The 24489-nt window shown below is 44.1% G+C and carries 26 protein-coding genes and 1 other RNA gene; 13 read left to right on the forward strand and 14 right to left on the reverse strand.

Going from position 1 to position 24489, the window contains the following annotated elements; translation table 11 throughout:
- The first annotated feature begins 126 nt into the window (after window positions 1-126).
- From mlaF to murA, 7 genes are read left to right on the forward strand one after another with little or no spacing between them, the layout of a single operon-like run.
- Window positions 127-927, forward strand: coding sequence for a phospholipid ABC transporter ATP-binding protein MlaF (gene mlaF / locus DRW07_RS01225; RefSeq protein WP_124026067.1), 801 nt, complete (start codon window positions 127-129; stop codon window positions 925-927).
- A complete protein-coding gene (mlaE, locus tag DRW07_RS01230) occupies window positions 924-1700 on the forward strand; it encodes a lipid asymmetry maintenance ABC transporter permease subunit MlaE (protein WP_124026068.1) in 777 nt (258 codons plus the stop codon). Before mlaF ends, mlaE begins: the two co-directional genes overlap by 4 nt.
- A 12-nt stretch (window positions 1701-1712) precedes the next feature.
- Complete coding sequence (gene mlaD, locus DRW07_RS01235) at window positions 1713-2180, forward strand: outer membrane lipid asymmetry maintenance protein MlaD (protein WP_124026812.1); 468 nt, start codon at window positions 1713-1715, stop codon at window positions 2178-2180.
- Between the two features lie 18 nt (window positions 2181-2198).
- Window positions 2199-2864, forward strand: a complete 666-nt coding sequence (locus tag DRW07_RS01240) for an MlaC/ttg2D family ABC transporter substrate-binding protein (RefSeq protein ID WP_124026069.1) — start codon at window positions 2199-2201, stop codon at window positions 2862-2864.
- Window positions 2861-3175: an STAS domain-containing protein gene (locus DRW07_RS01245; protein WP_124026070.1), complete on the forward strand. Its 315-nt coding sequence runs from the start codon at window positions 2861-2863 to the stop codon at window positions 3173-3175. Before DRW07_RS01240 ends, DRW07_RS01245 begins: the two co-directional genes overlap by 4 nt.
- A gap of 2 nt (window positions 3176-3177) precedes the next feature.
- Entirely contained in the window at window positions 3178-3438 is a 261-nt protein-coding gene (locus tag DRW07_RS01250; protein WP_124026071.1) for a BolA family protein, read from the forward strand.
- A 12-nt stretch (window positions 3439-3450) separates the two neighbouring features.
- The gene (murA, locus tag DRW07_RS01255) at window positions 3451-4713 is read left to right on the forward strand and encodes a UDP-N-acetylglucosamine 1-carboxyvinyltransferase (RefSeq protein ID WP_124026072.1); all 1263 of its coding nucleotides are present in this window, start codon (window positions 3451-3453) and stop codon (window positions 4711-4713) included.
- Window positions 4714-4732: 19 nt separating this feature from the next.
- Here murA and DRW07_RS01260 read toward each other — a convergent pair whose 3' ends face one another.
- From DRW07_RS01260 to DRW07_RS01270, 3 genes are all read right to left on the reverse strand, one after another.
- Window positions 4733-5791 (reverse strand): trypsin-like peptidase domain-containing protein, encoded by a 1059-nt coding sequence (locus DRW07_RS01260; RefSeq protein WP_124026813.1) that lies wholly within the window; start codon window positions 5789-5791, stop codon window positions 4733-4735.
- Window positions 5792-5901: 110 nt separating this feature from the next.
- The gene (locus DRW07_RS01265; protein ID WP_124026073.1) at window positions 5902-7266 is read right to left on the reverse strand and encodes a DegQ family serine endoprotease; all 1365 of its coding nucleotides are present in this window, start codon (window positions 7264-7266) and stop codon (window positions 5902-5904) included.
- Window positions 7267-7331: 65 nt separating this feature from the next.
- Window positions 7332-7796, reverse strand: a complete 465-nt coding sequence (locus DRW07_RS01270) for a ZapG family protein (RefSeq protein WP_124026074.1) — start codon at window positions 7794-7796, stop codon at window positions 7332-7334.
- A gap of 282 nt (window positions 7797-8078) precedes the next feature.
- Between DRW07_RS01270 and zapE the strand changes: the two genes are divergently transcribed.
- Together zapE and DRW07_RS01280 are read left to right on the forward strand one after the other, a co-directional pair.
- Window positions 8079-9176 carry a cell division protein ZapE gene (gene zapE / locus DRW07_RS01275; RefSeq protein ID WP_124026075.1) on the forward strand — a complete coding sequence of 366 codons (1098 nt, stop codon included), beginning with the start codon at window positions 8079-8081 and terminating at the stop codon, window positions 9174-9176.
- Between the two features lie 66 nt (window positions 9177-9242).
- Window positions 9243-9965, forward strand: coding sequence for a YebC/PmpR family DNA-binding transcriptional regulator (locus tag DRW07_RS01280; RefSeq protein WP_124026076.1), 723 nt, complete (start codon window positions 9243-9245; stop codon window positions 9963-9965).
- Window positions 9966-10032: 67 nt separating this feature from the next.
- On the opposite strand, the gene DRW07_RS01285 is transcribed toward DRW07_RS01280, so the two are convergent.
- Window positions 10033-10899 carry a dienelactone hydrolase family protein gene (locus DRW07_RS01285; RefSeq protein ID WP_124026077.1) on the reverse strand — a complete coding sequence of 289 codons (867 nt, stop codon included), beginning with the start codon at window positions 10897-10899 and terminating at the stop codon, window positions 10033-10035.
- Window positions 10900-11253: 354 nt separating this feature from the next.
- On the opposite strand from DRW07_RS01285, the gene rnpB reads away from it, so the two are divergent.
- Both rnpB and DRW07_RS01295 read left to right on the forward strand, forming a co-directional pair.
- Window positions 11254-11602: RNase P RNA component class A (gene rnpB / locus DRW07_RS01290), an RNA gene on the forward strand.
- Between the two features lie 209 nt (window positions 11603-11811).
- Window positions 11812-12468 (forward strand): hypothetical protein, encoded by a 657-nt coding sequence (locus tag DRW07_RS01295; protein WP_124026078.1) that lies wholly within the window; start codon window positions 11812-11814, stop codon window positions 12466-12468.
- Window positions 12469-12517: 49 nt separating this feature from the next.
- On the opposite strand, the gene DRW07_RS01300 is transcribed toward DRW07_RS01295, so the two are convergent.
- The 9 genes from DRW07_RS01300 to DRW07_RS01340 form a co-directional block, all read right to left on the reverse strand.
- Window positions 12518-13462, reverse strand: coding sequence for a S41 family peptidase (locus DRW07_RS01300; RefSeq protein WP_124026079.1), 945 nt, complete (start codon window positions 13460-13462; stop codon window positions 12518-12520).
- 72 nt (window positions 13463-13534) lie between these two features.
- Entirely contained in the window at window positions 13535-13960 is a 426-nt protein-coding gene (locus DRW07_RS01305; protein ID WP_124026080.1) for a hypothetical protein, read from the reverse strand.
- Window positions 13961-14262: 302 nt separating this feature from the next.
- Window positions 14263-14916 (reverse strand): hypothetical protein, encoded by a 654-nt coding sequence (locus DRW07_RS01310; RefSeq protein ID WP_124026081.1) that lies wholly within the window; start codon window positions 14914-14916, stop codon window positions 14263-14265.
- Window positions 14917-14935: 19 nt separating this feature from the next.
- Entirely contained in the window at window positions 14936-15427 is a 492-nt protein-coding gene (locus DRW07_RS01315) for an RNA polymerase sigma factor (protein ID WP_124026082.1), read from the reverse strand.
- 368 nt (window positions 15428-15795) lie between these two features.
- The gene (locus tag DRW07_RS01320; protein ID WP_124026083.1) at window positions 15796-16785 is read right to left on the reverse strand and encodes a Gfo/Idh/MocA family protein; all 990 of its coding nucleotides are present in this window, start codon (window positions 16783-16785) and stop codon (window positions 15796-15798) included.
- Between the two features lie 357 nt (window positions 16786-17142).
- The gene (locus DRW07_RS01325; protein ID WP_124026084.1) at window positions 17143-17655 is read right to left on the reverse strand and encodes a hypothetical protein; all 513 of its coding nucleotides are present in this window, start codon (window positions 17653-17655) and stop codon (window positions 17143-17145) included.
- A 92-nt stretch (window positions 17656-17747) separates the two neighbouring features.
- Window positions 17748-18428, reverse strand: coding sequence for an OmpW family outer membrane protein (locus DRW07_RS01330; RefSeq protein WP_124026085.1), 681 nt, complete (start codon window positions 18426-18428; stop codon window positions 17748-17750).
- A gap of 113 nt (window positions 18429-18541) precedes the next feature.
- Window positions 18542-19228, reverse strand: coding sequence for a response regulator transcription factor (locus DRW07_RS01335; RefSeq protein WP_124026086.1), 687 nt, complete (start codon window positions 19226-19228; stop codon window positions 18542-18544).
- On the reverse strand, window positions 19225-20790 hold the full coding sequence (locus tag DRW07_RS01340) for a sensor histidine kinase (RefSeq protein ID WP_124026087.1): 1566 nt from the start codon (window positions 20788-20790) through the stop codon (window positions 19225-19227). The genes DRW07_RS01335 and DRW07_RS01340 overlap by 4 nt, the downstream gene beginning before the upstream one ends.
- Before the next feature lie 178 nt (window positions 20791-20968).
- Between DRW07_RS01340 and DRW07_RS01345 the strand changes: the two genes are divergently transcribed.
- Window positions 20969-21628: a class I SAM-dependent methyltransferase gene (locus DRW07_RS01345; RefSeq protein ID WP_124026088.1), complete on the forward strand. Its 660-nt coding sequence runs from the start codon at window positions 20969-20971 to the stop codon at window positions 21626-21628.
- Window positions 21629-21668: 40 nt separating this feature from the next.
- On the opposite strand, the gene DRW07_RS01350 is transcribed toward DRW07_RS01345, so the two are convergent.
- Window positions 21669-22547, reverse strand: a complete 879-nt coding sequence (locus DRW07_RS01350; RefSeq protein ID WP_165870355.1) for a TraB/GumN family protein — start codon at window positions 22545-22547, stop codon at window positions 21669-21671.
- A gap of 337 nt (window positions 22548-22884) precedes the next feature.
- Between DRW07_RS01350 and DRW07_RS01355 the strand changes: the two genes are divergently transcribed.
- Entirely contained in the window at window positions 22885-24423 is a 1539-nt protein-coding gene (locus DRW07_RS01355; RefSeq protein WP_124026090.1) for a methyl-accepting chemotaxis protein, read from the forward strand.
- The last annotated feature ends 66 nt before the right edge of the window (window positions 24424-24489 follow it).

Here is a 24489-nt window from a genome sequence, read left to right on the forward strand (position 1 = left end):
TTTACATTTCTTGATGCAATTAAACAAAGTTGGAATTGGTATAATAAGCGTAACAGGATACCGTTAGCGCTAAATATAGAGGCCAACAAAAATCCTATGACACAATTCCCTTACAGGTAATCAGATTTGGAAACACTGGTAGAAATTAACAATATGTCCTTTAGCCGAGGGAAGCGTACTATTTACGATGGCATATCCGTGAAGGTGCCGAGAGGCGGAATTACTGCGGTGATGGGACCAAGCGGCATTGGAAAAACCACACTCTTAAAGCTTATTGGTGGGCAATTGATGCCTGATTCCGGCGACATTTGTTTTGATGGGCAATCAATTCCCAAAATGTCACGAGGGCAGTTGTACAAAAATCGCAAGCGCATGAGCATGCTTTTTCAGAGTGGTGCGCTGTTTACTGATATATCGGTTTTTGACAATGTTGCTTATCCATTACGTGAGCACACTAATTTGAGCGAAAGTCTTATTGCTACAATAGTAAAGCTCAAATTGGAAGCGGTGGGCCTGCGCGGCGCGGCGTATCTTATGCCCAGTGAGCTTTCAGGCGGGATGGCCAGACGTGCGGCATTGGCCAGAGCCATTGCGTTGGACCCTGAGCTTATTATGTACGACGAGCCTTTCGCTGGGCAGGACCCCATATCCATGGGGGTGCTCGTTAAGCTTATTCGCGAACTTGGCTCAACACTGAACCTGACCAGTATTGTGGTGACCCACGACGTCAACGAAGTGCTCAGTATTGCTGATCACGTCTATATCTTAGCTGATCAACGCATTATTGGGTCGGGCACGCCAGATGAAATTATCAACTCATCGTCAGCACAAGTTCAGCAATTTCTTAAGGGGCAGGCTGATGGCCCTGTGCCTTTTCATTATCCCGCAGAGGACATTGAAGAGACATTTTTAGGGGCGAAGGCATGAACGCAATTCAAGCGATAGGTGCAAAGACACTCAGTAAAATCGCAACGTTTGGACGTGCCGGCCAAATGTTATTCGGTGCGCTAGTTGCGCTGCCTACATTAAAAAACGTGCATCTCACGGTAAAGCAAATGTACGTTGTGGGTGTACAGTCATTGTTGATCATTATCGTATCGGGATTATTTATCGGCATGGTAATGGCGCTGCAAGGTTATACTATACTGGTCGGCTATGGTGCTGAAGGCAGTTTAGGTCCGCTCGTGGCCTTGTCGTTGCTAAGGGAGCTTGGTCCTGTCGTTACCGCACTCCTCTTTGCCGGACGAGCTGGTTCAGCGCTGACTGCTGAAATTGGATTGATGAAGGCAACCGAACAGTTGAGCAGTTTAGAGATGATGGCGGTGGATCCACTCCGACGTGTAGTCTCTCCGCGCTTCTGGGCTGGTTTTATTTCTATGCCAATGCTTGCTCTGATATTCAGCGCGGTGGGCATTCTCGGTGGTTATCTGGTCGGTGTCGACTGGTTAGGCGTCGATGCAGGAAGCTACTGGTCTATCATGCAAGCAACGGTGGAATGGGACAAAGATGTAATGAATGGCGTTATTAAAAGTATCGTCTTCGCCATTGTTGTTACCTGGATTGCTATTTTTAAAGGTTATGATTGTATCCCTACCTCTGAAGGGATAAGCAAGGCCACTACACAAACTGTTGTGTACTCTTCTTTGGCCGTGTTGGGGCTAGACTTTGTGCTTACCGCCCTTATGTTTGGAATTGAATAATTGGAGTAAATGATGAATCGAGCAAAAACGGAACTGTTAGTTGGCTTGTTTGTCGTACTAACCATAGCGGCGGGATTGTTGCTGGCGTTACAAGTGGCAAACCAAAATATGTCAACCGATGGTGAAAGCTACACGCTGTATGCCAAGTTTGACAACATTGGTGGGTTGAAACCGCGCTCAGCGGTGAAAGTAGGGGGGGTTGTTGTTGGTCGCGTAGCCTCTATTTCGCTGGATAAAGAGGATTTCACACCCGTTGTTGCTTTGAGTATCTCCAGTCAATATTCAGCGTTTCCCGAAACCAGTTCGGTTTCGATATTAACGTCTGGGTTATTGGGTGAGCAATATGTAGGTTTTCAACCGGGTTTTTCAATCGACGGTATTGAAAACTTGCAAGACGGTGACTATATCGCAGATACGAAATCTGCCTTAGTACTGGAAGATTTGATTGGACAATTTCTGTTCAGTCGAGGTGATGATTAAGTTTTGACGGAGAGAGTTATGATGAAGTTTTTTACCACCCTAATCATCGCAATTGGACTGACTGCATCAAGTATGGTTGCGGCGCAGGAAAACGCTGAGAATCCCTACGAACTAGTTCAATCGGTTGCCATGAAAACCTTTGACAGAATGAAGAACGAGCAGGCAGCGATAGAGCAAGATCCAGAGCGCTTACGTCAAATAATGGAACAGGAACTATTGCCCCATATTGATTATCAATTCGCGGCATTTAAAGTGCTTGGCAAGCATTTTCGTTCAGTACCTAAAGAGAAGCTAGCTGAATATGTCAAGGTGTTTAGAGAGTACTTGATTACCACTTATGCTGTGGCCATGGGGTACTACGACAACCAAACTGTTCAGTTTGAGCCAGCTGGCAGTATTGACGGTAAAAAAGCAGTTACTGTGCGTGCTGTGGTGAAAGATCCTGTTCGTCCCGATATTAAAATTGCATTTCAGGTGAGAAAAAGTAGTAATACCAACCAATGGAAAGCCTATGACATGGTGGCAGAAGGGATCAGCCTTATCGATGCCAAGCGCAGTGAGTTTGAGTCGATATTACGTCAGGACGGTATTGACGCTGTATTGGCCATTATGCGAGACAAGATTGAACGCCCTATTGAGCTGAATGCTGACGATAAGAAGGCCAAAGCGGAAAGCGCAGAATGAAAGTAGCGTTGCAACTAGACAACACGCAACTGACGGTTAGTGGCGATTTAGATCGCAACAGCCTTAAGCAAGACGGTTGGCAAATGTTGTCGAATAGCCAACAAAACGGTCTCATTAAGGCTGGGCGGGTAGAAATTCTTTTTCAGCAAATTGAGCATGTGGATAGTGCTGGCCTAGCTTGGGTGTTAAACTGGATAAAAGACGCATCTGCAAAAGGGGTTACCCCAACCTTGAGCAAGGTGCCATCAAAACTTATCCAGTTGGCCAAACTGTCTAGTGTGGCTGAATTACTTCCAATTCAAGACGATTAAACATGACGAACGAAGAGATAAAACAAACGCTTTTAGCGGCCCTTGATTTAGACGAAGTCTACGTAAAAAATGATGGCTCACATTTTTCAATTATTGCTGTTGGCAATCTTTTTTCAGAGTTATCCCGCGTGAAACGTCAGCAAGCGGTATATGGCCCGCTGTCAGAAAAAGTCGCAGACGGTACTATGCATGCAGTATCGATTAAAACATTTACCCCTGAGGACTGGGCAAGAGAGCGTAGTTTTCACGAGCCGTTAAATTAAGGCAGCGTTGACTTGGACAAATTAGTAATTAAAAAGAGCCCGGCGTTGTCGGGCGACGTCGTTATTTCAGGTGCCAAAAATGCGGCACTTCCTCTGTTGATGACGAGCTTACTGACAGACGACTCCTGCTTGTTTAGAAATGTGCCTGCATTGAGAGATATCAACACCACTACCTCATTGTTGAGTGAATTAGGGGCGACTGTTGAAAAGCACGATGCCAATAGCTTGACTATTTGTGCCGCTACCCTGAGCAGCGTTACTGCATCTTACGACCTTGTCAGAACAATGCGGGCCTCAATTTTAGTGTTAGGCCCTTTGCTGGCAAAACAAGGCAAGGCCAATGTATCTCTGCCTGGCGGCTGTGCCATTGGTGCCAGACCAGTTAATCTCCATCTTGAGGGCTTAACCCAGATGGGCGCAGACATCACAGTTGAAGAGGGATATATACGCGCAAGTGTGAATGGACGCCTTAAAGGTGCGCATATCTTTATGGATATGGTGAGTGTAGGCGCGACAGAAAACCTTATGATGGCCGCAGCACTGGCAGAAGGCCAAACAGTGATAGAAAATGCGGCCAGAGAGCCCGAGATTGTCGACCTAGCAGATTGTCTGAATAAAATGGGCGCCAATGTAACAGGGGCGGGCACCAATACCTTAGTTATACAGGGCGTAGAACAGTTAACAGGTGTTGACCACAAGGTTTTGCCTGACAGGATAGAAACCGGCACCTTTTTGGTGGCAGCGGCTGCTTCAGGTGGTAAAGTGCGTTGTTTAAACGCTGCACCAGACACACTGGAAGCCGTGTTGAATAAACTGCGTCAGGCTGGTGCTGACATTGAGACAGGTGCAGACTGGATTACGCTGGACATGCGGGGCAAAAAACCGAAAGCCGTTAAACTTAAAACTGCACCACACCCTGGATTTCCCACGGATATGCAAGCTCAATTCGTTACGTTGAACTGCCTCGCTGAAGGAACTGGGGTTATTACCGAAACCATTTTTGAAAACCGCTTTATGCATGTCCCTGAGCTACAGCGAATGGGAGCAAAAATAGAACTGGAAGGTAACAATGCAGTGTCACCCGGCAATTCTCAATTGAAAGGCGCACCCGTGATGGCAACCGACCTTCGCGCGTCTGCGAGTTTGGTTATTGCGGGCTTAGTGGCAGAAGGTGAGACCCATGTTAATCGTATCTATCATTTAGATCGCGGTTATGAAGCTATTGAAGAAAAGCTCAGCAAACTTGGCGCAATCATTCACAGAGAGAAAGAATAGTACCTTCTCTCTGTGAGGGTTACACGTCTAATTCGGCGATCACAGCTGTCATAGTAAGCAGGTCGCCATCCCGGCTAACAACCAGTTCAATTTCCGTTCCAGGTGTCGTTTCTGCAATCATATCTTGCGTTTCTAACGCACTTTCAAGACGCACACCGTCAATAGCTAATATGATGTCTTCTGGTCGTAACCCTGCCAATGCGGCCGGACTATTTGGTGCAACGTTGGTGACTTCAATTCCCGGACGATCAGTGTGCTCTCTACCTTCGAACCCTAACTGCCCACGCGTTACTTTGCCACTGGTGATGATTTCATCCATTACGCGCTTGGCCAGTTCATAAGGTACCGCGAAGTTAATGCCATCAACGTTGCGTACACCTCTGCGGCGATCTCTGATTTGAAAGTTAGCGTTGGTGATACCTACCAAATTGCCTTTACTGTCGACTAACGCGCCGCCGGAATTACCTTGATTCAATACCGCGTCAGTCTGAATGTAGTCTACGTAGTTGGACAGTCCATTGTGCCCAGCCCGACTTACAATGCCCTGGGTAATTGTTTGTCCAAGGTCATAAGGATTACCAATGGCCATGACCATATCGCCTACCCGAATGTCTGGTGTCTCTAGCTGCGGGATGACCGTGAGGTTGTCTGCGCTAACTTTGAGGACTGCTAAATCTGTTAGCTGATCAAAACCCACTATTTGCGCTTCCATTACACGACTGTCCTGTAAGGCAACATAAATGCTGTCTGCATTTTGCACCACATGATAGCAGGTTAATAAGTAGCCTGAAGACGTCATCATTACACCTGACCCTAAGTTAGTTCTTTCCCTCGGTTGCCTTCTAAATAGGCCTGAGCCATTTTCAATGGAAATACTATAAATGTTAACCACCGCAGGCGCAGCACGGCTCAAAGCATCATGATAGGTGACTCGTCCTTCTCGAGGGTCTGGCCCGTTCAGCCACCCCTGCACCAGGCTATTGCCACTACGCAATTCAGGTATTAGTAATAGAAGTAAGGCGGCAACGATAATGCCGAGTAACGTAGAACGGATTAAAAAGCCAAGTGGTGAGCGCAATGGATTAACTACTATTTTGTGGGCCAAGATTCCTTGTCGGATAATAGCACTGGTTTTCTACATATGAAAACGCCAGCTATCGAAGCTGGCGTTTTGCTCATCCTACTTATCTATCTGATAACCAGATATAAACTCGTGCTTCCGCGGTTAACATTTAAAGCAATAACACCACTTGCACCATCCAAAGCGTTTCTGAACTCTGTAAGGTTAGTAATGCGCTGACGGTTGACAGCAACTATTACATCCTCAGGCTGTAACCCAAAACGAGCGGCAGGGCTGTTACGTTCGACGTCGGTTACCTCTATCCCTGCGTTGCCGCGAGCGTCAGTGCCTGCTGCTAGAGTCGCGCCTTCCAGTGCCGGTAGAATCTCTGCTGCCGTTATCTGCACGTCTGATGCATCATCCAGCACAACCTTAAGGTCAATACTGTCTCCCCGTCGCAATACGGTCAGCTCGACTTCTGCGCCGGCACCCATACTGGCCACTTTAGCCCGCAATTCACGGAAACTATTTAGCTCTTTGCCATTCACAGCAATAATAATATCGCCTGCTTCCAGACCACCTTTCTCTGCCGCTGAGTCAGGCTGAACTTCGCTGACAAAAGCGCCTTTATTAATGTCTGAATTCATTGCCTCTGCAAGCCCTGCATCGACATCACTGCCCAGAATACCCAACAGACCACGGCGTACTTCACCAAATTCGATGATTTGGTCCACCAGGCGCTTCATCATGTTGCTGGGAATCGCAAAACCAATCCCGACATTCCCCCCATTGGGACCAAAGATGGCGGTATTAATACCCACCAGTTCGCCTTTTAAGTTAACCAGTGCGCCCCCTGAGTTACCTCGGTTGATGGCGGCATCAGTTTGAATGAAGTCTTCAAGCCCACCGATGTTTAAGCCAGAACGGCTCAGTGCACTGACGATCCCTGATGTTACCGTTTGACTGAGACCAAAAGGATTGCCGATAGCAACAACAAAGTCGCCTACTAACAGTGCATCAGAATCAGCCAGTGGTAATTCAGTAAGATCTTCTGGATCAATTTTTAGCAGTGCAATGTCGCTCTGTTCATCAGCGCCCAGCTTTTTGGCCTTAAATTCGCGACCGTCATTTAACTTAACCGTGATTTCGTCCGCATTATCAACGACATGGTTGTTAGTGACAACGTAGCCTTCCTCTGCATCAATAATGACACCTGACCCTAACCCTCTGAATGGACGCTCCTGAACCTGCTCCTGCGGAGCGCCAAAGAAATAGCGGAACATTTCAGGTACGCGCTGACGCGAGGTCTGTGTGCCTTCTACCGCTATACTTACTACGGCTGGCGTCGCTTCTTGTAGCATTGGGGCCAGTGAAGGCACTTCATCTTTATCAGAAGAGAAAAAAGGCAGTGCTGCATAAGTTGGCGCAACCAGGGTGGCGGCACAAATTGTTAAACCTGTAGCAATTAAACCAGTACGGAAATGCTTAATCATCGACGTAACTTCTCCTGTTAGTATCGGAATCGTAATGACAACTGTGTTTTTAACAGACGCCTTATTTAGGATTTTGTTCCCTTTGCCTCATCGGTAATTGTTTCAGATTGTTTCGATGAGTCACCGGCAAACAAACCTGAACCTGCTGCGGCAAAGTCCCTCGGCTGTGTGTCTGTAGAAGACGCTTTGTGCAATTTTGCATCTCGATTTAAAGTATTACGTAAATAGGTGCTAGCATGTTCACCATAAAAAGGTACTTCGGGTGCTTGTGTTGATTCATCAGGTCGCAACAGAGATTCATAATTGTTCAACTGCTCTTTCATGGCTTCACATTGTTTTTCAACGGTGTCGATCAGCGCTCTGCTTTGATAAACGTGATGCTCGGCCTGCTGTGCCAACAGGGCCTTGAGGTTATTCTCTGCCTGTTGAACGGTTGCTTGTGATGGCCCTCTGCCATACCAGTAGCGCGCTGCGAAAAAGCCGATCACACCACCGACAATCAGTAGGGAAAGAGAGATAATAATTTCCATTGTGTTGTACTCCACAAATAACATAGGGCGATTCTACCCTGAATACGTGATAAATTAAGGCCAATCAACTTGTTTTCAAGCAGGTCGGGGCAGTATTCTAGTTATTTTAGGCCAGAAACACGAAAAGAAGTGGAAGAGGCTTTCTTTTTTACCATGCTGTGAACCCATCTATAGGGGCGCCACCTCAGCATCCGTGTCCCGGAAAGGTAAAAAAGAAAGCCTCTTCCACTTCTTTTCTAAATTGGTCAAATAAAATAACTGAACGTGGGAGATAAGAAGGCGATGACGCCGTGGGAAAAGTACCAGTCTGATTTAAAAAGAGACGATTTCAGTTACGACGAAGCGCAGGAAAATGCGGTGAAACACCTGCAGCGTTTATATGAAGATTTGAGCAAGCCGCAAGAAAAAATGGAATTTGGCGCGAAGATAAAGGCGCTGTTCGGAAAAAAAGAGAAAAGCACGCCAATTCAGGGTTTATACTTTTGGGGTGGTGTGGGACGCGGAAAAACCTATTTGGTTGATACCTTTTATACGTGCCTGCCTTTCGAGCAAAAGATGCGTGTGCACTTCCACCGTTTTATGCATCGTATTCATGACGAATTGAAACACGCCGCGGGCAGACAGGACCCGCTGCAGAGCATCGCTAAAAAAATCGCGGGGGAAGCGCGGGTTATTTGCTTTGATGAGTTTTTTGTGTCTGACATTACCGACGCAATGATCCTTGGCACTTTGCTTGAGGCATTGTTCAAATACAATATCGTGTTAGTGGCAACATCGAACATCGTACCCGATGAGCTATACAAAAACGGTTTGCAGCGCGCGCGTTTTTTACCCGCAATAGATTTACTTAATCAATATACTGATGTTGTGAATGTTGATAGCGGCGTTGACTATCGTTTGCGCACCCTTGAACAGGCTGAGATTTATCACCATCCGCTGGACGAAGTTGCTACGACTAATCTGGTCACATACTTTACACAGCTGGCGCCGGAAGAAGGCACCGTGGGCAAAGATATTGAGATCAATAACAGGCCGATTGCTACCCTACGAAATGCAGATGGTGTGCTGATGACCACCTTTGAAAGCCTATGTGACGGGCCACGTGGACAGTCTGACTACATTGAGTTGAGTCGGTTATACCATTCTGTGTTGCTGGCGAATGTGAAGCAGATGGGGCAAAAAAATGACGATGTAGCCAGACGTTTTATCGCTATGGTTGATGAATTTTACGAGCGTAATGTCAAACTCATTATGTCTGCAGAGGTGTCAATGCAATCCTTGTACACGGACGGGCGCTTGTCGTTTGAGTTCAAACGTTGCCTGAGTCGACTGCAAGAGATGCAATCAACAGAGTATTTAAAGAAAGAGCATTTGCCCTAAGGTGCCTGCACTGGGTAAAATTACGTGCTAATCGATTAACATTGCTACATAAAGAAGAGAATCCCGATGGGAAGAGCGTTTGAAGTAAGAAAAGCCGCCATGGCGAAGACCGCCGGCGCAAAAACAAAGGTCTACTCAAAGTACGGAAAAGAAATCTACGTTTGTGCAAAAAACGGCGGCACCGATCCCGATGCCAATTTAGCATTGCGTCGTTTAATGGATAAAGCTAAAAAAGATCAGGTGCCCGGTCACGTGATCGACAAAGCTATTGACAAAGCAGCGGGTGGTGCGGGTGAAGATTTTGTGCCTGCGCGCTACGAAGGGTTTGGTCCAGGCAACTGCATGGTCATCGTTGATTGCCTTACCGATAATAACAACCGCACTATTACAGATGTACGCAACTGCTTCACGAAGACTGGAGCTAAAATTGGTGCGCCAGGTGCGGTGTCACATATGTTCGATCATCAAGCGATTTTTCAGTTTGAAGGCGATGATGAAGACGGCATTCTTGAAATTCTTATGGAAGCAGATGTAGACGTAACCGATGTTGAGGTAGAAGACGGAAAAACCACCGTTTATGCACCTCACACAGAATTTTACGCGGTTAAAACTGCCCTGACAGATGCGATGGAAGATATTAAATTTGATGCTGAAGAGATTAGCTTCATTCCTCAAACCCACGTCGATATAAGCGAAGACGACATGCCCATGTTCGAAAAATTCATGGATATGCTAAATGACTGTGACGATGTTCAGGATGTATACCATAACGCCGTAGTGCCAAATTAAACGTTGTTATTTTTGCGTTCAACGATAAAAAAGCCCTCGTAGTGAGGGCTTTTTTTATTGGCACTGCTTAGTTTGTTTCGAATACTTCTGTAAAAAACTTAACCACTTTCTTACGCGATTTTCGCGCGGTTTTTTTATCTGGCGCTAACGTCACCATACCGCCAACGCCAAGATATGCTACCGGGTCAAACACCTCAATTTCTGGCTCAAGGCGATCCCAGGTATGAAACACATTTTTATATTCAATCACTTCAACCACTGCTTGGTCAGCTTCAGGTATCTGACTCACCATAAGTGGACAGGCCCCCGGAAAATCGTAGTGATCAAGCTCGGCTGACTGTATTAGCACAGGCGCGCCGGTTAGGTTTTCAAATTCAAAACCGGGTACATTGTTGTAGCCATAGCAAATGGGGTAGTGTGCCACGTGAGCGGCGAATTTGAACGGAAGACCGGCTAAATCATCATATTGCTTAGTTGCCGTTAACATAGTAACTACTGCTCCCCATGAAAACCCCATAATACCAATCTTGTTGGCATCTATGTCTGGGCGTTGTGCCAAATAAGCTAATGCCGTGTAGGCGTCGGGCAGCGTTTCCTGGGGAGCAGCAGGACGGCTTGTCGCGCCGCCACTAAGGCCTCGTCCACCCCACAAATCAAGCTCTAAAGTGGCAATGCCCGCGTTGTTCAATTTCTTGGCGTAAAAGCTGCCTGTGCTGTCGATACCTGCAGTGGTATGTAAGAGGATTACCGCCGGTACGGGCCCCTTTGCATCTCTGGGGATCCTAAGTTGGCCAGCAGTGGTGATGTTGACTCCAGGCGCGACTTCCACCGGTAAAGACACATAGTTGATAAATGGCAATTGCGCTTTTTCTATTTTGGCATGTGAAGCAAAAGCGCAGAGGGTAATGGACAAAACAAACAGGAGTTTTTTCATATTAATTCCCTTTAATGTGTGAAATGAAAGTATTTTCAAAACCACTATAGCCCAGTTGGTGATCACTGCAAGACATAATGTGATGAAATTTCGTACTTTGAAAAAAGTGTGTATAGAAAGTTAGGCACCCATAGCCACCTTCATATATAATCCACCGCGGAGTTGGCCAGGCAACCGCTGCTCCGCTACCCAAGTTGTTTTTTAATAACTCTTAACACCCGAAAGTGTGTCAGGGAGAGGCGTATACGATTTATAAGCTTCCGAGGCATGGATGCCGAGGCAGAGCCCCCATGGATGGGTTTACTGCGTCTTATAAATCGTATACGCCTCGTACTGACAAAGCGCTTTCGGTGCGATGTTGAATACAAAACAACTTGGGTAGCGGAGGGGAGGAAAGTCCGGGCTCCACAGGGCAGGGTGCCAGATAACGTCTGGGCGGCGCGAGCCGACGACAAGTGCAGCAGAGAGTAGACCGCCTAAGCGGAGCAATCCGCCGGTAAGGCTGAAAGGGTGCGGTAAGAGCGCACCGCGCAACTGGTAACAGTTTGTGGCGAGGTAAACTCCACCCGGAGCAAGACCAAATAGGCTTTCAATACGCACGGCCCGTGCGGAAAGCGGGTAGGTTGCTTGAACCAGTCAGCAATGGCTGGTCTAGAGGAATGGTTGCCCACGACAGAACCCGGCTTATCGGCCAACTCCACTATCCAATGTTGCTATGCCCCCAAAACGCGAGAGTTTTGCAGACTTAAAATATTAAGTTTTTGTCAATATTTTTTACACAGTTTTAAACCTTCTTATTTGTAAATTTTTAAGTAATTGTTTTATCTTGTTTTTTTCTGTGGCATGTAATGTGCTTATAATTATTCAAGCGATAGCCAATTTCAGCTCTTCGACTTTTATAAGAGAATTAATATGAAAAAGTTAATAGCAATGTTTGTTTTTTTACTGCTTCCAGTTTCAGCCGGCGCTTCATTGATTACTACAGAGCATATTGTTAATGGTGATTTTGAAACAGGTGATTTAACAGGGTGGACGAACGTTAACACTGGTTCAGGTGGTTGGGCTATCAACAATGGTACGTTTGACCCTACTGGGCCAGGTCTTCCATTGTCGCCTATAGACGGTGCTTTTGATGTTGTGAGCTTCCAAAGTGGAGGTGGTTTTCACAATCTGTATCAGATCGTAAATTTGCCGTCACTGTTTTCATCAGCCACACTCAGCTGGAGTGACCGCATTAGAAATGCTGCTGGAACTTATTCAGATCCTAATCAAGAGTGGCGAGTTCTTGTAGAAGACCTCAACGGTGGATTAATTGGCGAGGTATTTTCTACCAACCCAGATGATGTTCTTCTACAAACAGGCCCAAATAATAGAAGCTTTGATCTCACTGCTCTCTTACAGCCACTAGGGGGCCAAAGTGTTCGAATTAGTTTTGAACAGCAAGATAATCTGTTTTATTTCAACGCTACACTGGATAATGTAAGCTTCACAACATCGGTAGTGTCTGCCCCTGCTACTGTTGTTATGCTGGGTTTAGTCATTGCTTTAGTCAGGTTGCGGAGACGATAGTCTGCGAAGCTTCTTCAGATTAACGAAAAGGCCAAAGTGATTTTTTTGCTCAATCACATTGAGTAGGTATGGTTTGAGAAATTAATGAAAGGGTTGCTGCTATTGCCTCTTCGGCTCCACATTGGACATCCGGCACAACCCCCTCTTCCTGCCAATCAGTCTGCGTTTTAGGATTTATCATCTTCGCATATGCCATCTTTATGCTTAATTGTTCGCTCAGTGGCTTCGTAACTGTCATAAACCCCAATCCAATAGTTGGCTTTCCAACGATAGTTGCGCGACCTGCTTGCTGTAGGGTATAGGCAATAAATTCCCAAGCACCAGCCACAAAAGGTGAGGTCACAATATAGACCTCAACATTCTGATTTATCGGATTTTCGATTTCTTTTGATCGCAGTTCAATATGCTCTTGATGCGCCAGAGAAACTTTAGACAAAAACTGACTTGGTGGCAGAAAATAGCTTAGGATATGTTGAGAGAATGCTAGTGTACTCAACCCTGCATCTCTTACATCGATAACTAACGCTCTACTGTCAGACAACGCAGTCATAGCAAAATCCAGCTCTGTTTGCCAAAAATCATCGATTAAATCGCCATCGACCGCCAGATAACCAATGTTATTATCGAGCATCATTGTATGGATTGCGCCCGGTATAATTTCATCAGCCGTTACATTCGTTTTTGACAACCCGGAACGAAAGCGTAATTCAAAGTTAGAATCTCTAGTAACTTCAAACAACATAGATTCTAATTTGATTTTAAAGCGTCGATAAGGAAAGTATCCATTAAATTCACCCCTATTAAGTGCTGCCGATAATACTGTAACGGCCTTTTCACTTAGATTTTCATGAATATAATCCTGCTCAATCAAGCTGATTAAATTTTTTACAGCTGTAGTGATTTCCTGCTGTGATAATGGCTTTTCACGCACATCAGCAGCCTCGGTATTACCCAAAAGGCTCATCAATATTAGTATTGTTACCAAGACTGACATTATTTTCACATGTATTTTCCGTGTGCTATGAGTCAAGTACTTCCCCTGTAGTTAAATATCATTGTCCAGTTTCTAAACAAAAAACATTCTAGACAACTCTATAGTGAATCCCATTAAAGCCAAAACGAGTCCAACGCCGCCTATTGCGTTTCCCCTGCCTAATACAATGCCTAGTTTGACAAACACTTTACTAACAAAAAACACTGTCCCTAAAAACACAGTGAATATTGTAAACGCTACATTTGCTACGATACTCATTGAGGGCTCCATGAGGGAAACCGTGGCTACTGAAATTACCCAAATAGCGATGTATGAACCTATCGCTACCCAATTCCAGTATTGTGTTGTTGCTGGTCTACCAAATAATCGAAACTGTACACTTTCCAGGAAGGTTTTTAGGCGTTCAGCCAAAGGCGGCAAGTAGAGTTCAATAGTAATCAACAATAAGCCAACAATCTGTATCGTAAAGCTCACCCAATTTATTACATCGTTAGCCAAAATTTTCCAACCTCATCGTATAGCACATCAATTAACCCGATAGATGAAATAAATTCCAAATGACGAGCAAAGCGTGCGTGGCTAAAACCGACGGCAGTGAGGCTATGATTTAAATACCGCGATGATTTGCTAACTATTTGAATATTATAAAAAATACAGTAGATGCTATTTTTTACGTTTTGTCGCTGCAATAGCAATTATTACAACTATCATAACTACCACCACACCACCAATTACTGAACTGCTCATAAATACCTCTTCTGATAAACTATATTAAAAACCAGGTTAACTAACCTTACGATTCAGTCTTTTTCCATATTTTCGAACTGGTCTAACAAGTGTGTTAGCCTACGGCCTGATACTTCCTGATATAACCAACCAATTAACTTGTTACCCCGATTTTCTGGTTTGAGCTTGTTAATAAGAAGCACCACCAGAAGTCCAAGTAAAAGGGCAACTATTGCGAATACAATTTTTGTTTCGTTAGTCATATGAGTGAATAAATCAACACCAAAAACAAGGTCGTACCCCAAAAATACATAAGCCATGTAGAATGGTGCAGATAGAATTAGCAGTTTGAAAACGTTCAAGCTATGCGTCCTTACAGCAATAAGATCGTTTAGTGTTTCTTTAATCGGTTTGGAAAAGTCTATCTTACTTAACAGCACGATTTGACCGACGCTCCCAGCTAACCCCACTATCGCAAATACGTTGAGTACAAAGGCTGATATGACCGGTGCAGTTAAACCCCAAGACAAGGCCATGTAACTACCCAATGAAAATACAATGCAGAAAAATACAAAACCTTCAATTGCTCCTGTAAAAATCAGCTTGTTCAATTCACTTTTGTGACCTTTTGATTGTATCTTATGAAGCAGTGTTTTATTCAGACTCATACATTCATTCAGTCTTTCACTATGTACTTGCCACATAGATTGCATTTGATCTAAATTCATACCAGATTTCCTCTTGTCACTAAGCCTTTTTCTGACTTAACTTTTGTTTAATTCGACTGATTTTGGTGGAGACATTAGAAGTAGTAATATTTAGGTTTGTCCCAATTTCAGACTGGCTTTCACCTTCTAAATACATCATTAATATTGCTTTATCTATGTCGTTTAGTCCGTTAATGAATTCGTATAATTCACTCAAATTCTGCTCATGCTCACTCTCCTTATTCATGTCGTAACTTAGCAATTTGTCTTCCATTTCTGTGTGTTTGTATGCGGACGACTTGTCTTTTCTGTAAAAGGAAATGGCAACGTTTAGCGCTACTCGATACAGCCAGGTCGTAATTTTAAAGTTGTCATTATAGGTGTCTAACGAGCGCCAAATTTGAGCGAGAATTTCTTGTACTAAATCTTCTCTGTCAAATTCATTGCTGCAATATGATCGAGCGACTTTAAACACAATGCCCTTGTGCTTTTCTAAGATGTCCAAGTACATCTTATGCCGATCAATGTTCATTTAACTTGTCTCAATTGTTTGGCCCTGTTCATAGTTCAAGTCTAAATGCCTTATTCGCCTGTTAAATGATTGCAGTATCCATATTCATCACCGGCGCTTACTTATTCCCAAATTAATGTAGTTAACCAATGATTCGCAATCTCGACAAAAACCTCACACAATTTTTTTAATTAATTTAAAAAATTGTTTAGTGTGAACTTATATCTTCAATATAAAAATATTTTCTAAGGTGTTGAAAAGAGGGGGGCAAGACAAAAACTAATGAAAACGGGATGCCGCGTATTGGACCTTCAGCAGCGCAGCTAACTCCACTTTTCAAACACTTTAATCAAAGCATTTGAAACTTAGCTATAGCCAAAAAGCGCTGTTCACTCGCTATCTGAAGGGTAAATTACGCCAATTTGGGCGCGTGCATCATCTAGTATTGCGATTACTTGGCGAGATAATTCAAAGGTATTTATTGGAGACTGTGTTTTTCCGGCGGCAACCAGCGCTATAAAGTGCTCTACCTCATGAGCCATGAAATGGTCATTGCATTGTTCTGATAACCGTTCATGTGTACCGTCATTGAGGTACAGGTCTACTTGTTCAAGTAGTGAAGGCCCGCTAATTTGGATACGTCCAAGTTCTCCCTGAATTTCTGATATGTTATCGCCATTGTTTATTTTTGAATAGCTGATCACTGCCTGTTTATCTGGATAGTGCAGGATCAGATCGCCTGCTCCATCGACACCGCTATCCAGCATTAGACCGCTGGCTAATACGCTTTCCGGTTTTCCAAACAAGGCCACTGCGGTATACAGCGGATAGATGCCTATATCTACTAGCGCGCCATTGGCATAGTCTGGTAGAAACGTATTGACCTTTTCTCCCCGCTTATGTTTGTCGTAACGGGAACTGTATTGGCTGAATTGCCCAATGTATTTGCGCACTTTACCTATCTTAACAATGGCCTCTTCGATGCGCCTAAAATTAGGAAGATGTGTTGTCATTAAGGCTTCCATATACAGACAATTATTGGATTCAGAAGCCTTGATGATATTCTCCAGTTGACGGCTATTGGCGGCAGACGGCTTTTCACCAAGAACATGCTTGCCACTTGATAAACACATCACAGCTTGGTGTTCATGAAAACTATTGGGCGAGGCAATATACACGCATTGAACATTCGGGTCGGCACAAACCTGTTCAACGGAAGTAAAAACTTTTGCATGTTCGCAATTGTGCTTAGCCAAAAAAGACTGGCCCGTTTCCCGCTGGCGAGAGCAGACGCCATATAGATGGAAATCTGAAAGCGTGTTAGCTGCCTCTAGAAAGGTATCGCTTATGAAATTGGTTCCGACAATAACAAAATTCATGAATGCTCCGAGCTTTTAGAAAACGCAATATCCAAAACCAATGGCTAAGGTTTATGGAAGTACATGTTGAGACTTACCCTTGTCCTTGTAAAGACTGTTTTTTACCGGCAGAAAGTAGGGTGTTGAGAGCGACTAACAACGATGAAGTCTTTCAATCGCTTGCAATTGTCTGAATAGGAGAAGTCAATGTCAAAAAGAAAGAGTTGCAACCCTGTGTTTAGGTAATTTGGGGCCCGCTTCCAAGTCACTTTTTGTCAGTAACTTTTATAGTAAAAAGGCGCCTAATCTCTATTGAGCGCCTTTGAATATATCGGGATTTTTTCAAAATTTGTGTAACTTTATGCTGTTTGTCTGTCCCTAGTTGACCGCGAATGGTAATGATGAGTGGTGAACATTAATCTTAACGTTTCCTTCGTCATCTCTTGTGTAGGCAAATGTGTACTCAACCTTCACTACGTCACCATTTGTCTTGGTAAAGAAGTAGTTCCCCATTGCTTTGGCAGAATCACCATCAGTAATGATGCCTTCGTTTTCCCAACGAACATTCGTGTACGGCGCCAGGGCAAAGCCCTTGTCTTCAGCCATATCCTGACCGATGAAATAAGACAATGCTTCCTTTTTAGTTCCTCGGAACTGGTCTACGGAAGCCAGTGTTGGCTTAAATAAAACCTGACCATGGTCGAAGTTGTAAAACTCGTCGATGTGTGCGATTGCCGCTTTTTTGGCGTCTCGCGCTTTACCAATTTTGACAATACCTTCACCCCAGGCCTTTTGCGCAGCTTCAACTTCAGCCGTAGTAATGGGGGTGGCGAATACGCTGCTGGCTGCGAAAGAAGACGCGACCAATGTGCTAAGAGCTAGTTTTTTCATGATAGTCTCCAATGACTGAATTAAATACTTTAATTTATGTTTTATTGATAAATCACCCCGCAACCCTAATCGGCGGGGCGAGTGAGAATCCGCTAGAAGCGGTATCCTACAGACAAGGTGTACACCATAGGGTCGATTTGAATATCATCCACTCTGCCCGGTGTGCCACTTAGGTTGAACTCTGCTTGAGTATCAATGTCTATCCAGCGAATAGCACCGTTGATAAACCAGGTTTTATCGATTTTGTAGTCGGCTCCCAGCTGAAAAGCCAAACCCAATGAATCGTCCAGTGATAAGTCCTGCAGGCCTGCACCGCTGTTTGTGTCAGTGAATTCTTCATCGAAGAAAATGGTGTAGTTTATGCCTGCACCTACATAGGGCTGAAACGCACTTGTGGAACCCATGAAGTAATAGTTAACGGTAACCGTTGGCGGCAAATGGGTAACTTCCCCGAGCTGATTGCCTGTACCAAGTGGGTCTGCTACTGCAAAGTTAACATCGTGTTTGAACGGTGTAGCCGCCAAAACTTCCACATTCCAGTTATCTTTGAAAAAGTAGGCGAACGTAAGTCCCAACTGTGTATTGTTATCAACAGAAAGACCGAATCCTAGATCACTGCCAACGAAAACATTAGATGTAGCGTCATCGGGTACCACGGTAGCGAGGCCTGCTCTAACAAGTATATCGCCTTCTTGAAAGGCCTGAGCGAAAGGGGCAACTGTGAATGACGCTGCAAGCAGCGCAGATATATACCGTTTCTTGAATGTGTTCATTAATACAACCTTTCTCGTTTTCTTAAGACGGAAAAGATTGTATTGATGTCTTCTGAAAAAGACTTTAACCCAACATTAAAAGAACATTAAAATTTGCAAATAAAGCACCCTGATCATTGGATCAGCGCACAGTCAAGTCTATAACCGTTACCTCGAAGCGTTTGAACATTCAAGTTTGTATCATTTGCGAGCTTTTTTCGTAATCTACTTATGTATACATCCACGATGTTAGTGTGTGGGTCACTCTGCGTGCTCCAAACCCGACTCAATATTCGTTCTCGTGACAATACTTTGTTTTGGTTTTCTGCCAGATAAAGCAGCAATTCGAACTCTATCCTGGTAAGGGGCAGTTCTTTATTAAACAAGTGTGCGACACGCTCTTCGGTCATAAGTGTTAAGTTGCTGACACTAATCGACTTGTCATGAAGAGTTGGTGCTGCCCTCAAACGGCGCCCAAGTGCGGTGATCCTCGCCAATAATTCGTCGAAATCAAATGGTTTACACAAATAGTCATCAGCGCCATCTTGTAATCCTTTAACGCGCTCATTTACTTCGTCTAACGCTGTTAACATCAGCACTAGTGGGGGAGAGGGTAAAGATTTTATTGAAGGTAATATTGTTACGCTGTCTTCATTGCCGAACAGTCGGTCAAGTACAAGGATGTCTGGAGTATGTTTTCGAACAAAAGGAAGTACTTCATGCAACATCGTCAAAGTGGTACATGTATAGCCTTCAGCGACCAACCCTTTATTGAGGAATTTTAATAGTGGTTCTTCATCATCTGCAAGCAGTATATTCATTGCTGTTCTCCTTCAAAAACAGGCAGCCGAATAGAAAAAGTGGAACCTGATCCCTGAGTAGAATCAACATGAATATAACCGTCATGCGCTTCAACAATAGCTTTCGCAATAGGTAGCCCCAACCCCAGACCATCGTTATGTTTACTAAAGCGAACAAAGCGTTCGAATACGTTTTCGATTTCTGTGGCAGAAATACCGCACCCTTTATCGTGTATAGCAATCGTGCACCAGCTATTTTCTTGATTCACTGTTAATAACACAGGTTGGCCCGCCGCTGAATATTTAACAGCGTTATCAATTAATATAGACAGGACCTGCTGAATACGAAGCTTATCAATAGAAATGCTAATTGAAGCATGGCCTGTCTGATCAATAAGTCTGATATCTCTGTCTGTGTATAATTTTTGCCATTTACTTGTTTCGGCTTCAAGCATAGGAATAATTGGTTCCGGTATGATGGCCAGTTGCAATTGATTCATTTCTGCCCGAGCAAGTAAGAGCAAATCATCGACCAAACGGGTAAGGTTTACCGACTGCTCTAAAATCGATGTTAGAGTTTCCTTATAGTCATCGATATCAGGAGACTTAAGTCGTAGTGTTACCTGAGCTTCCCCTCGAATGATAGTTAACGGCGTTCTTAGTTCATGAGAAATATCGGCAAGAAACTGCTTTCTTCTGACATCAATTGTAGTCAGTTGTTGATTGGCTCTAGTCAGTTCACTCGTGCGTTGTTCAACCTCATACTTCAACATTTTTCGGGATTTTTCAGCTTCAAATTCATGTTGTCTAAGTCGCTTGGCAAGCTGGTTGATCGCGGATGATAACTCTTGGAATTCCTGGTCCAAATTCTCTGAAATTGGCTGTTCATAGTCGCCCGCGGCGACAGCGTTAGTGGCATTTTTTAACACTACAAGTGGGTGATAAAGCTGGTTAAACAACCAGTAACAGCCATAAGTTAGAAGTGGTAAAGCGATACAGCCTAACCCAAATGCAAACCATACAATACTGCTATTTACCGCGGCGATACGCGCATTGATTGCGGCAACAACACTACTTTGTCTGGCTACAGCCGTATTGATTGACTCCCTAAATTCATTATCTATAGTTACTTCTAATAAACTGCGCAGACGATCTTGTTTACTGAGTGGCGCAGAACCATTGAGTTTTAACACTTCTTGAAACTCATCGATAATATTATTAATTAAGCTCTCAAGCTCATCAGTATCTTCAACGCTGCCCTGAGTAAATTGCTTTCCCAAGGCTAGCCTTTGTTCGATCTCTAACTGGCGGATGTTCTCCATCGACTGTTTTATAAGGGCTTGCTTGTTGCGCACATGTGCCTGATTAGCTGTATCGCCGAATATGACTTCATCAGTTAGCTGTTTAAACAGCCGGTAGGAAATGCTGGATATTTGCTGATGTTCTAATAGCAAGCGTTGCGCGATACTACTTTGCTGCAGATTTTCACGAATTAGGTGCGCCGAGGCCGCAGTAGAAATAAGTACAATAAAAAGAATAAGCGCAGTTGTGGCACCAAAGAAAAACAGTTTTCGTTTGTACATTTTTGATTGCATTGAAAGAGAACAAGAATTAATAATCTAATACGTTGATATCTTTAATAAGTTTTAAATTATTTAGAGTATAGTCGATATGCACTTTGACAGTGTTTAGTGGAGCTTGCAGCTTGATTTTCAACGCTTTATCATTTCAACAAATTTTTCATCAAAAAGAAAAGCATCTATGCGTACATGTCCGATATGCGGCTGGCAAGGCGATCAGTTTTTACCTCAAAATCTAAAGTTTAAAGATGATCCTTCCCGCCAATTGCACAAAGACTGCACTTGTCCTAGCTGCAAAAGCCATCACCGCCATAGAAGTGCTTGGTTAACGCTTGACCACTTTAACTTACCGGCACCAAATCAGGCTATTTTGCATGTTGCGCCCGAGCCTTTTTTAGTATCTCGAATGAGAGAAAACGCGCAATCGTACACAGCAATAGACATTTACATTGATGCTAGATTTGAAGGTATTGAAGTAAAAAAAATGAGTTTAACGGAGCTTGAATTCAAGGATGATACTTTTGACTTTATTTATTGTGCACATGTTTTAGAGCATATTCCTGATGATCGCAAAGCTATCGGTGAAATATTCAGGGTACTCAAATCAGGGGCTAAGGCAGCGCTTAGTGTCCCCATTTATCCAATAGAAAAAACGGCTGATTTGTACCCTCTCTCTCCAGACAAAATGAATCACGTACATCAGCCGGGCAAAGACTATTTTGATCGCTATCGCGAGGCGGGATTTAATACTGAGGTGTACTATCCTGAGGACTTGTTTGATGTTGATAAGTACGGTTTGCGCAAAATATGGGACCCGATGGCAATAGTCACCAAGCCCTGAATAGCCAGCGCAGTATTGCACTGGCGTCATGTGGGTTAGCTTACAACTGCTCTACGGTATAGCCTTTATTAATAAGCTGTTGCAATACGCCCTCTTCGCCTGCAAGGTGGCCAGCACCAACCAAGATAAATTCCACTTCTTTTGTGGTTAACATATCACTTATTTTGGGAACCCAATCGTTGTTACGCTTGACCAAAAGGTTGTAATAAAGCTCTTCACTGTAACCTAACATGGCTTCGCCCATAATGGCATGGAGTGAATCCATGTCACCGGCGCGCCAGGCTTTTATCAGGCCGCCAAACATTTCCTTGGTTTTAGGCAAATCTGCTAACGTTTTCTTGACAAAATCTTCCTCAACACCTTCACCAAAGCTGCTAATCACAGAAATTTGATAATCGATGGTCTCTAGCCCACTGCGTGCTTTGTTGTCTGATTTGGCTTTTTCTTCAAAAAACTTATCAACACCTTCACCCGCCATGCCCAAATTGGTGAATTCCGCCATGGTTAGCATAATGCTGATTAGTGCGGGTTTAAACATAGTAAGGTTTTCTATAGGCATGCCATATTCAGCACAGACTTTGGCCAGTTGCTGGTAGGTTTCTTCAGACAGTACAGACTGTAAAGTACGACCATCCTGGTACATCATATTAGCCATTATCTTTTGCTGAATTTCAGGCGATTGCGGGTCAAGGTCGATGACCTCAAGTACAATTGATTCAGATGCTTTATAGGCTTTTTCAAATTCTTCAGGCAGAGGAAACTGATCGGCCGGCAATAGGTGAACTGTACCGCCCACAAACAAATGTGCATCGCCCTTACTGACTTTCCACACTGATGAATCTGCCCAAACAGCATTGCTCACAGTGAGAGCGATAGGCAGAGCTGCCAGTTTGAATGCTTTTTTGATATTAGATAACACGCTGAATTCCTTTTTTATCAAATGTTTTGTGAGGGCGCAGTGTAATGCATGAGACTGACAAATGAAAATCCCACAAGAAGCAATTTCCATTTACAGCAGTACATCTTTGCTTACCCATGTTGTATATAGAATATCAATCTACGCTGTGGTCATAAAAAGCTGGCTTTATGTCAATTAAAAGCGTTGTTTTTGTTTGCTTTTTTAAAGAAGTAGCACTAACTAATTTATTTTTTCATTTATAATTATCACAACAATATTACACCTATCTATTCTCTAAAGATTATTCACATCTATCAGTAGATAATAGAGACCTTTTGCCACTCGATGGAGGAACACAGTGCGGCGCAATCAGCAGATTATTAATGAAGAAGTCACCTTCAGTGAACATGAAGAGTTAGTGTCTGTTACCGATACTCGGGGCGTTATTCAATACGCAAATCCCGAGTTTTGTCGTGTTGCTGGCTTTACAGAGTGTGAATTGATTGGCAAAAACCACAATATTGTTCGGCACCCAGATATGCCTAAAGCGGCATTTGCTGATATGTGGGAAAAGCTCAAAGCAGGCAAGTCTTGGCGTGGCGCCGTTAAGAACCGTTGCAAAGACGGTCGCTACTACTGGGTCGATGCCTTTGTTACCCCTGTATTTAAAAATGGAGAACTCACAGGTTATCAGTCGGTCAGGGCGGTTTTTCCACCAGAAACTAAGCAACGTGCACAAACATTATATGCCTCTATAAACAGCAAAGGCTTGCCGAAGCAGCCTATTTGGCAGCAAATGCAGTTTCGCCGTGCAGGGTTCATTGTACTTTCTATGCTGGTGGCATTTTCTGCTCTTTATTATCCACTGATGAGTTTTTTCATTCCGCTACTGGCGTTGCTTTGTTTTGCGGAAGAGCTGTTTATCCTGCCCAGAGCGCTTAACGGAAAAAAAGAAAAATACGACAGCGTGTCCCGCCTAGTCTACTCAGGCACTGATGCAGTGAGCATCATGGCGTTTCATGAATCGCTTCATCAAGGGCGCACAAAAACCATTTTGGGGAGAGTGGCGGATGGTGCAAAGCTTTTGCTCAGTAGTTCAGAAGAGCTTGATGATGTCTCTGCTAAAACCCTGGATGGCGTACAGCAGCAAACTAACGAGCTACATCAGCTGGCAACAGCCATGGAGGAAATGTCCGTCACGATAAAAGAAGTGGCAGCAAATACTTCTGATACGGCAGCAAAGGTGGAAGGGGTGCACCAGGATTGTCGTGGAGCCACAGAGTCTATGGAACAAACACGACAAGCTGTAGCGACCTTAGCTGATGATGTTGCACAGTCTTCCATTGCTGCCAATGAACTGTCTGCGGAAGCTGAACAAATTGGCACCATAACTGAAGAGATTCAAGGTATTGCAGACCAAACCAACTTGCTGGCATTGAATGCTGCTATTGAGGCGGCCAGAGCAGGTGAGCATGGCAGAGGTTTTGCCGTAGTTGCTGAAGAAGTAAGAGCGCTGTCGTCCAGGACTCATGCAGCGACTGAGCAAATACAATCATCGATGAACGATATTCGCTCAACACTTATGAGCTGGTCTGAGACTATGCGGGAAAGCAAGCTTAAAGCCGACGAATGTGTCTCTGAAACGGGTGCCACCCTGGTAAAAATCGAGAAGATTTACAATGATGTCTCTCACATTTCAGACCTAACCATACAAATTTCGAGCGCAGCAGAAGAGCAAGGTGTAGTGGCAGCTGAAATTGCCAAAAATGTTGAGTCGATCAATGAAGTGTCAAATGCTAATCAGCAATTAGCACATAGAGTGGCGACGCAATCAGGAGCAATCAATTCTCGCGCGTCAGCCCTGGCTTCTATGCCGTTGAGCTTTGCTGAAAAATAGCCCCTTGGTAGCCTAGTTGCTGGGTTCTGACTCCCAGTGGTATGGTAGGGTTAAACCTTGAAGTTA

Source organism: Paralteromonas sediminis, from assembly GCF_003820355.1.
GTDB lineage: Bacteria > Pseudomonadota > Gammaproteobacteria > Enterobacterales > Alteromonadaceae > Alteromonas_F > Alteromonas_F sediminis.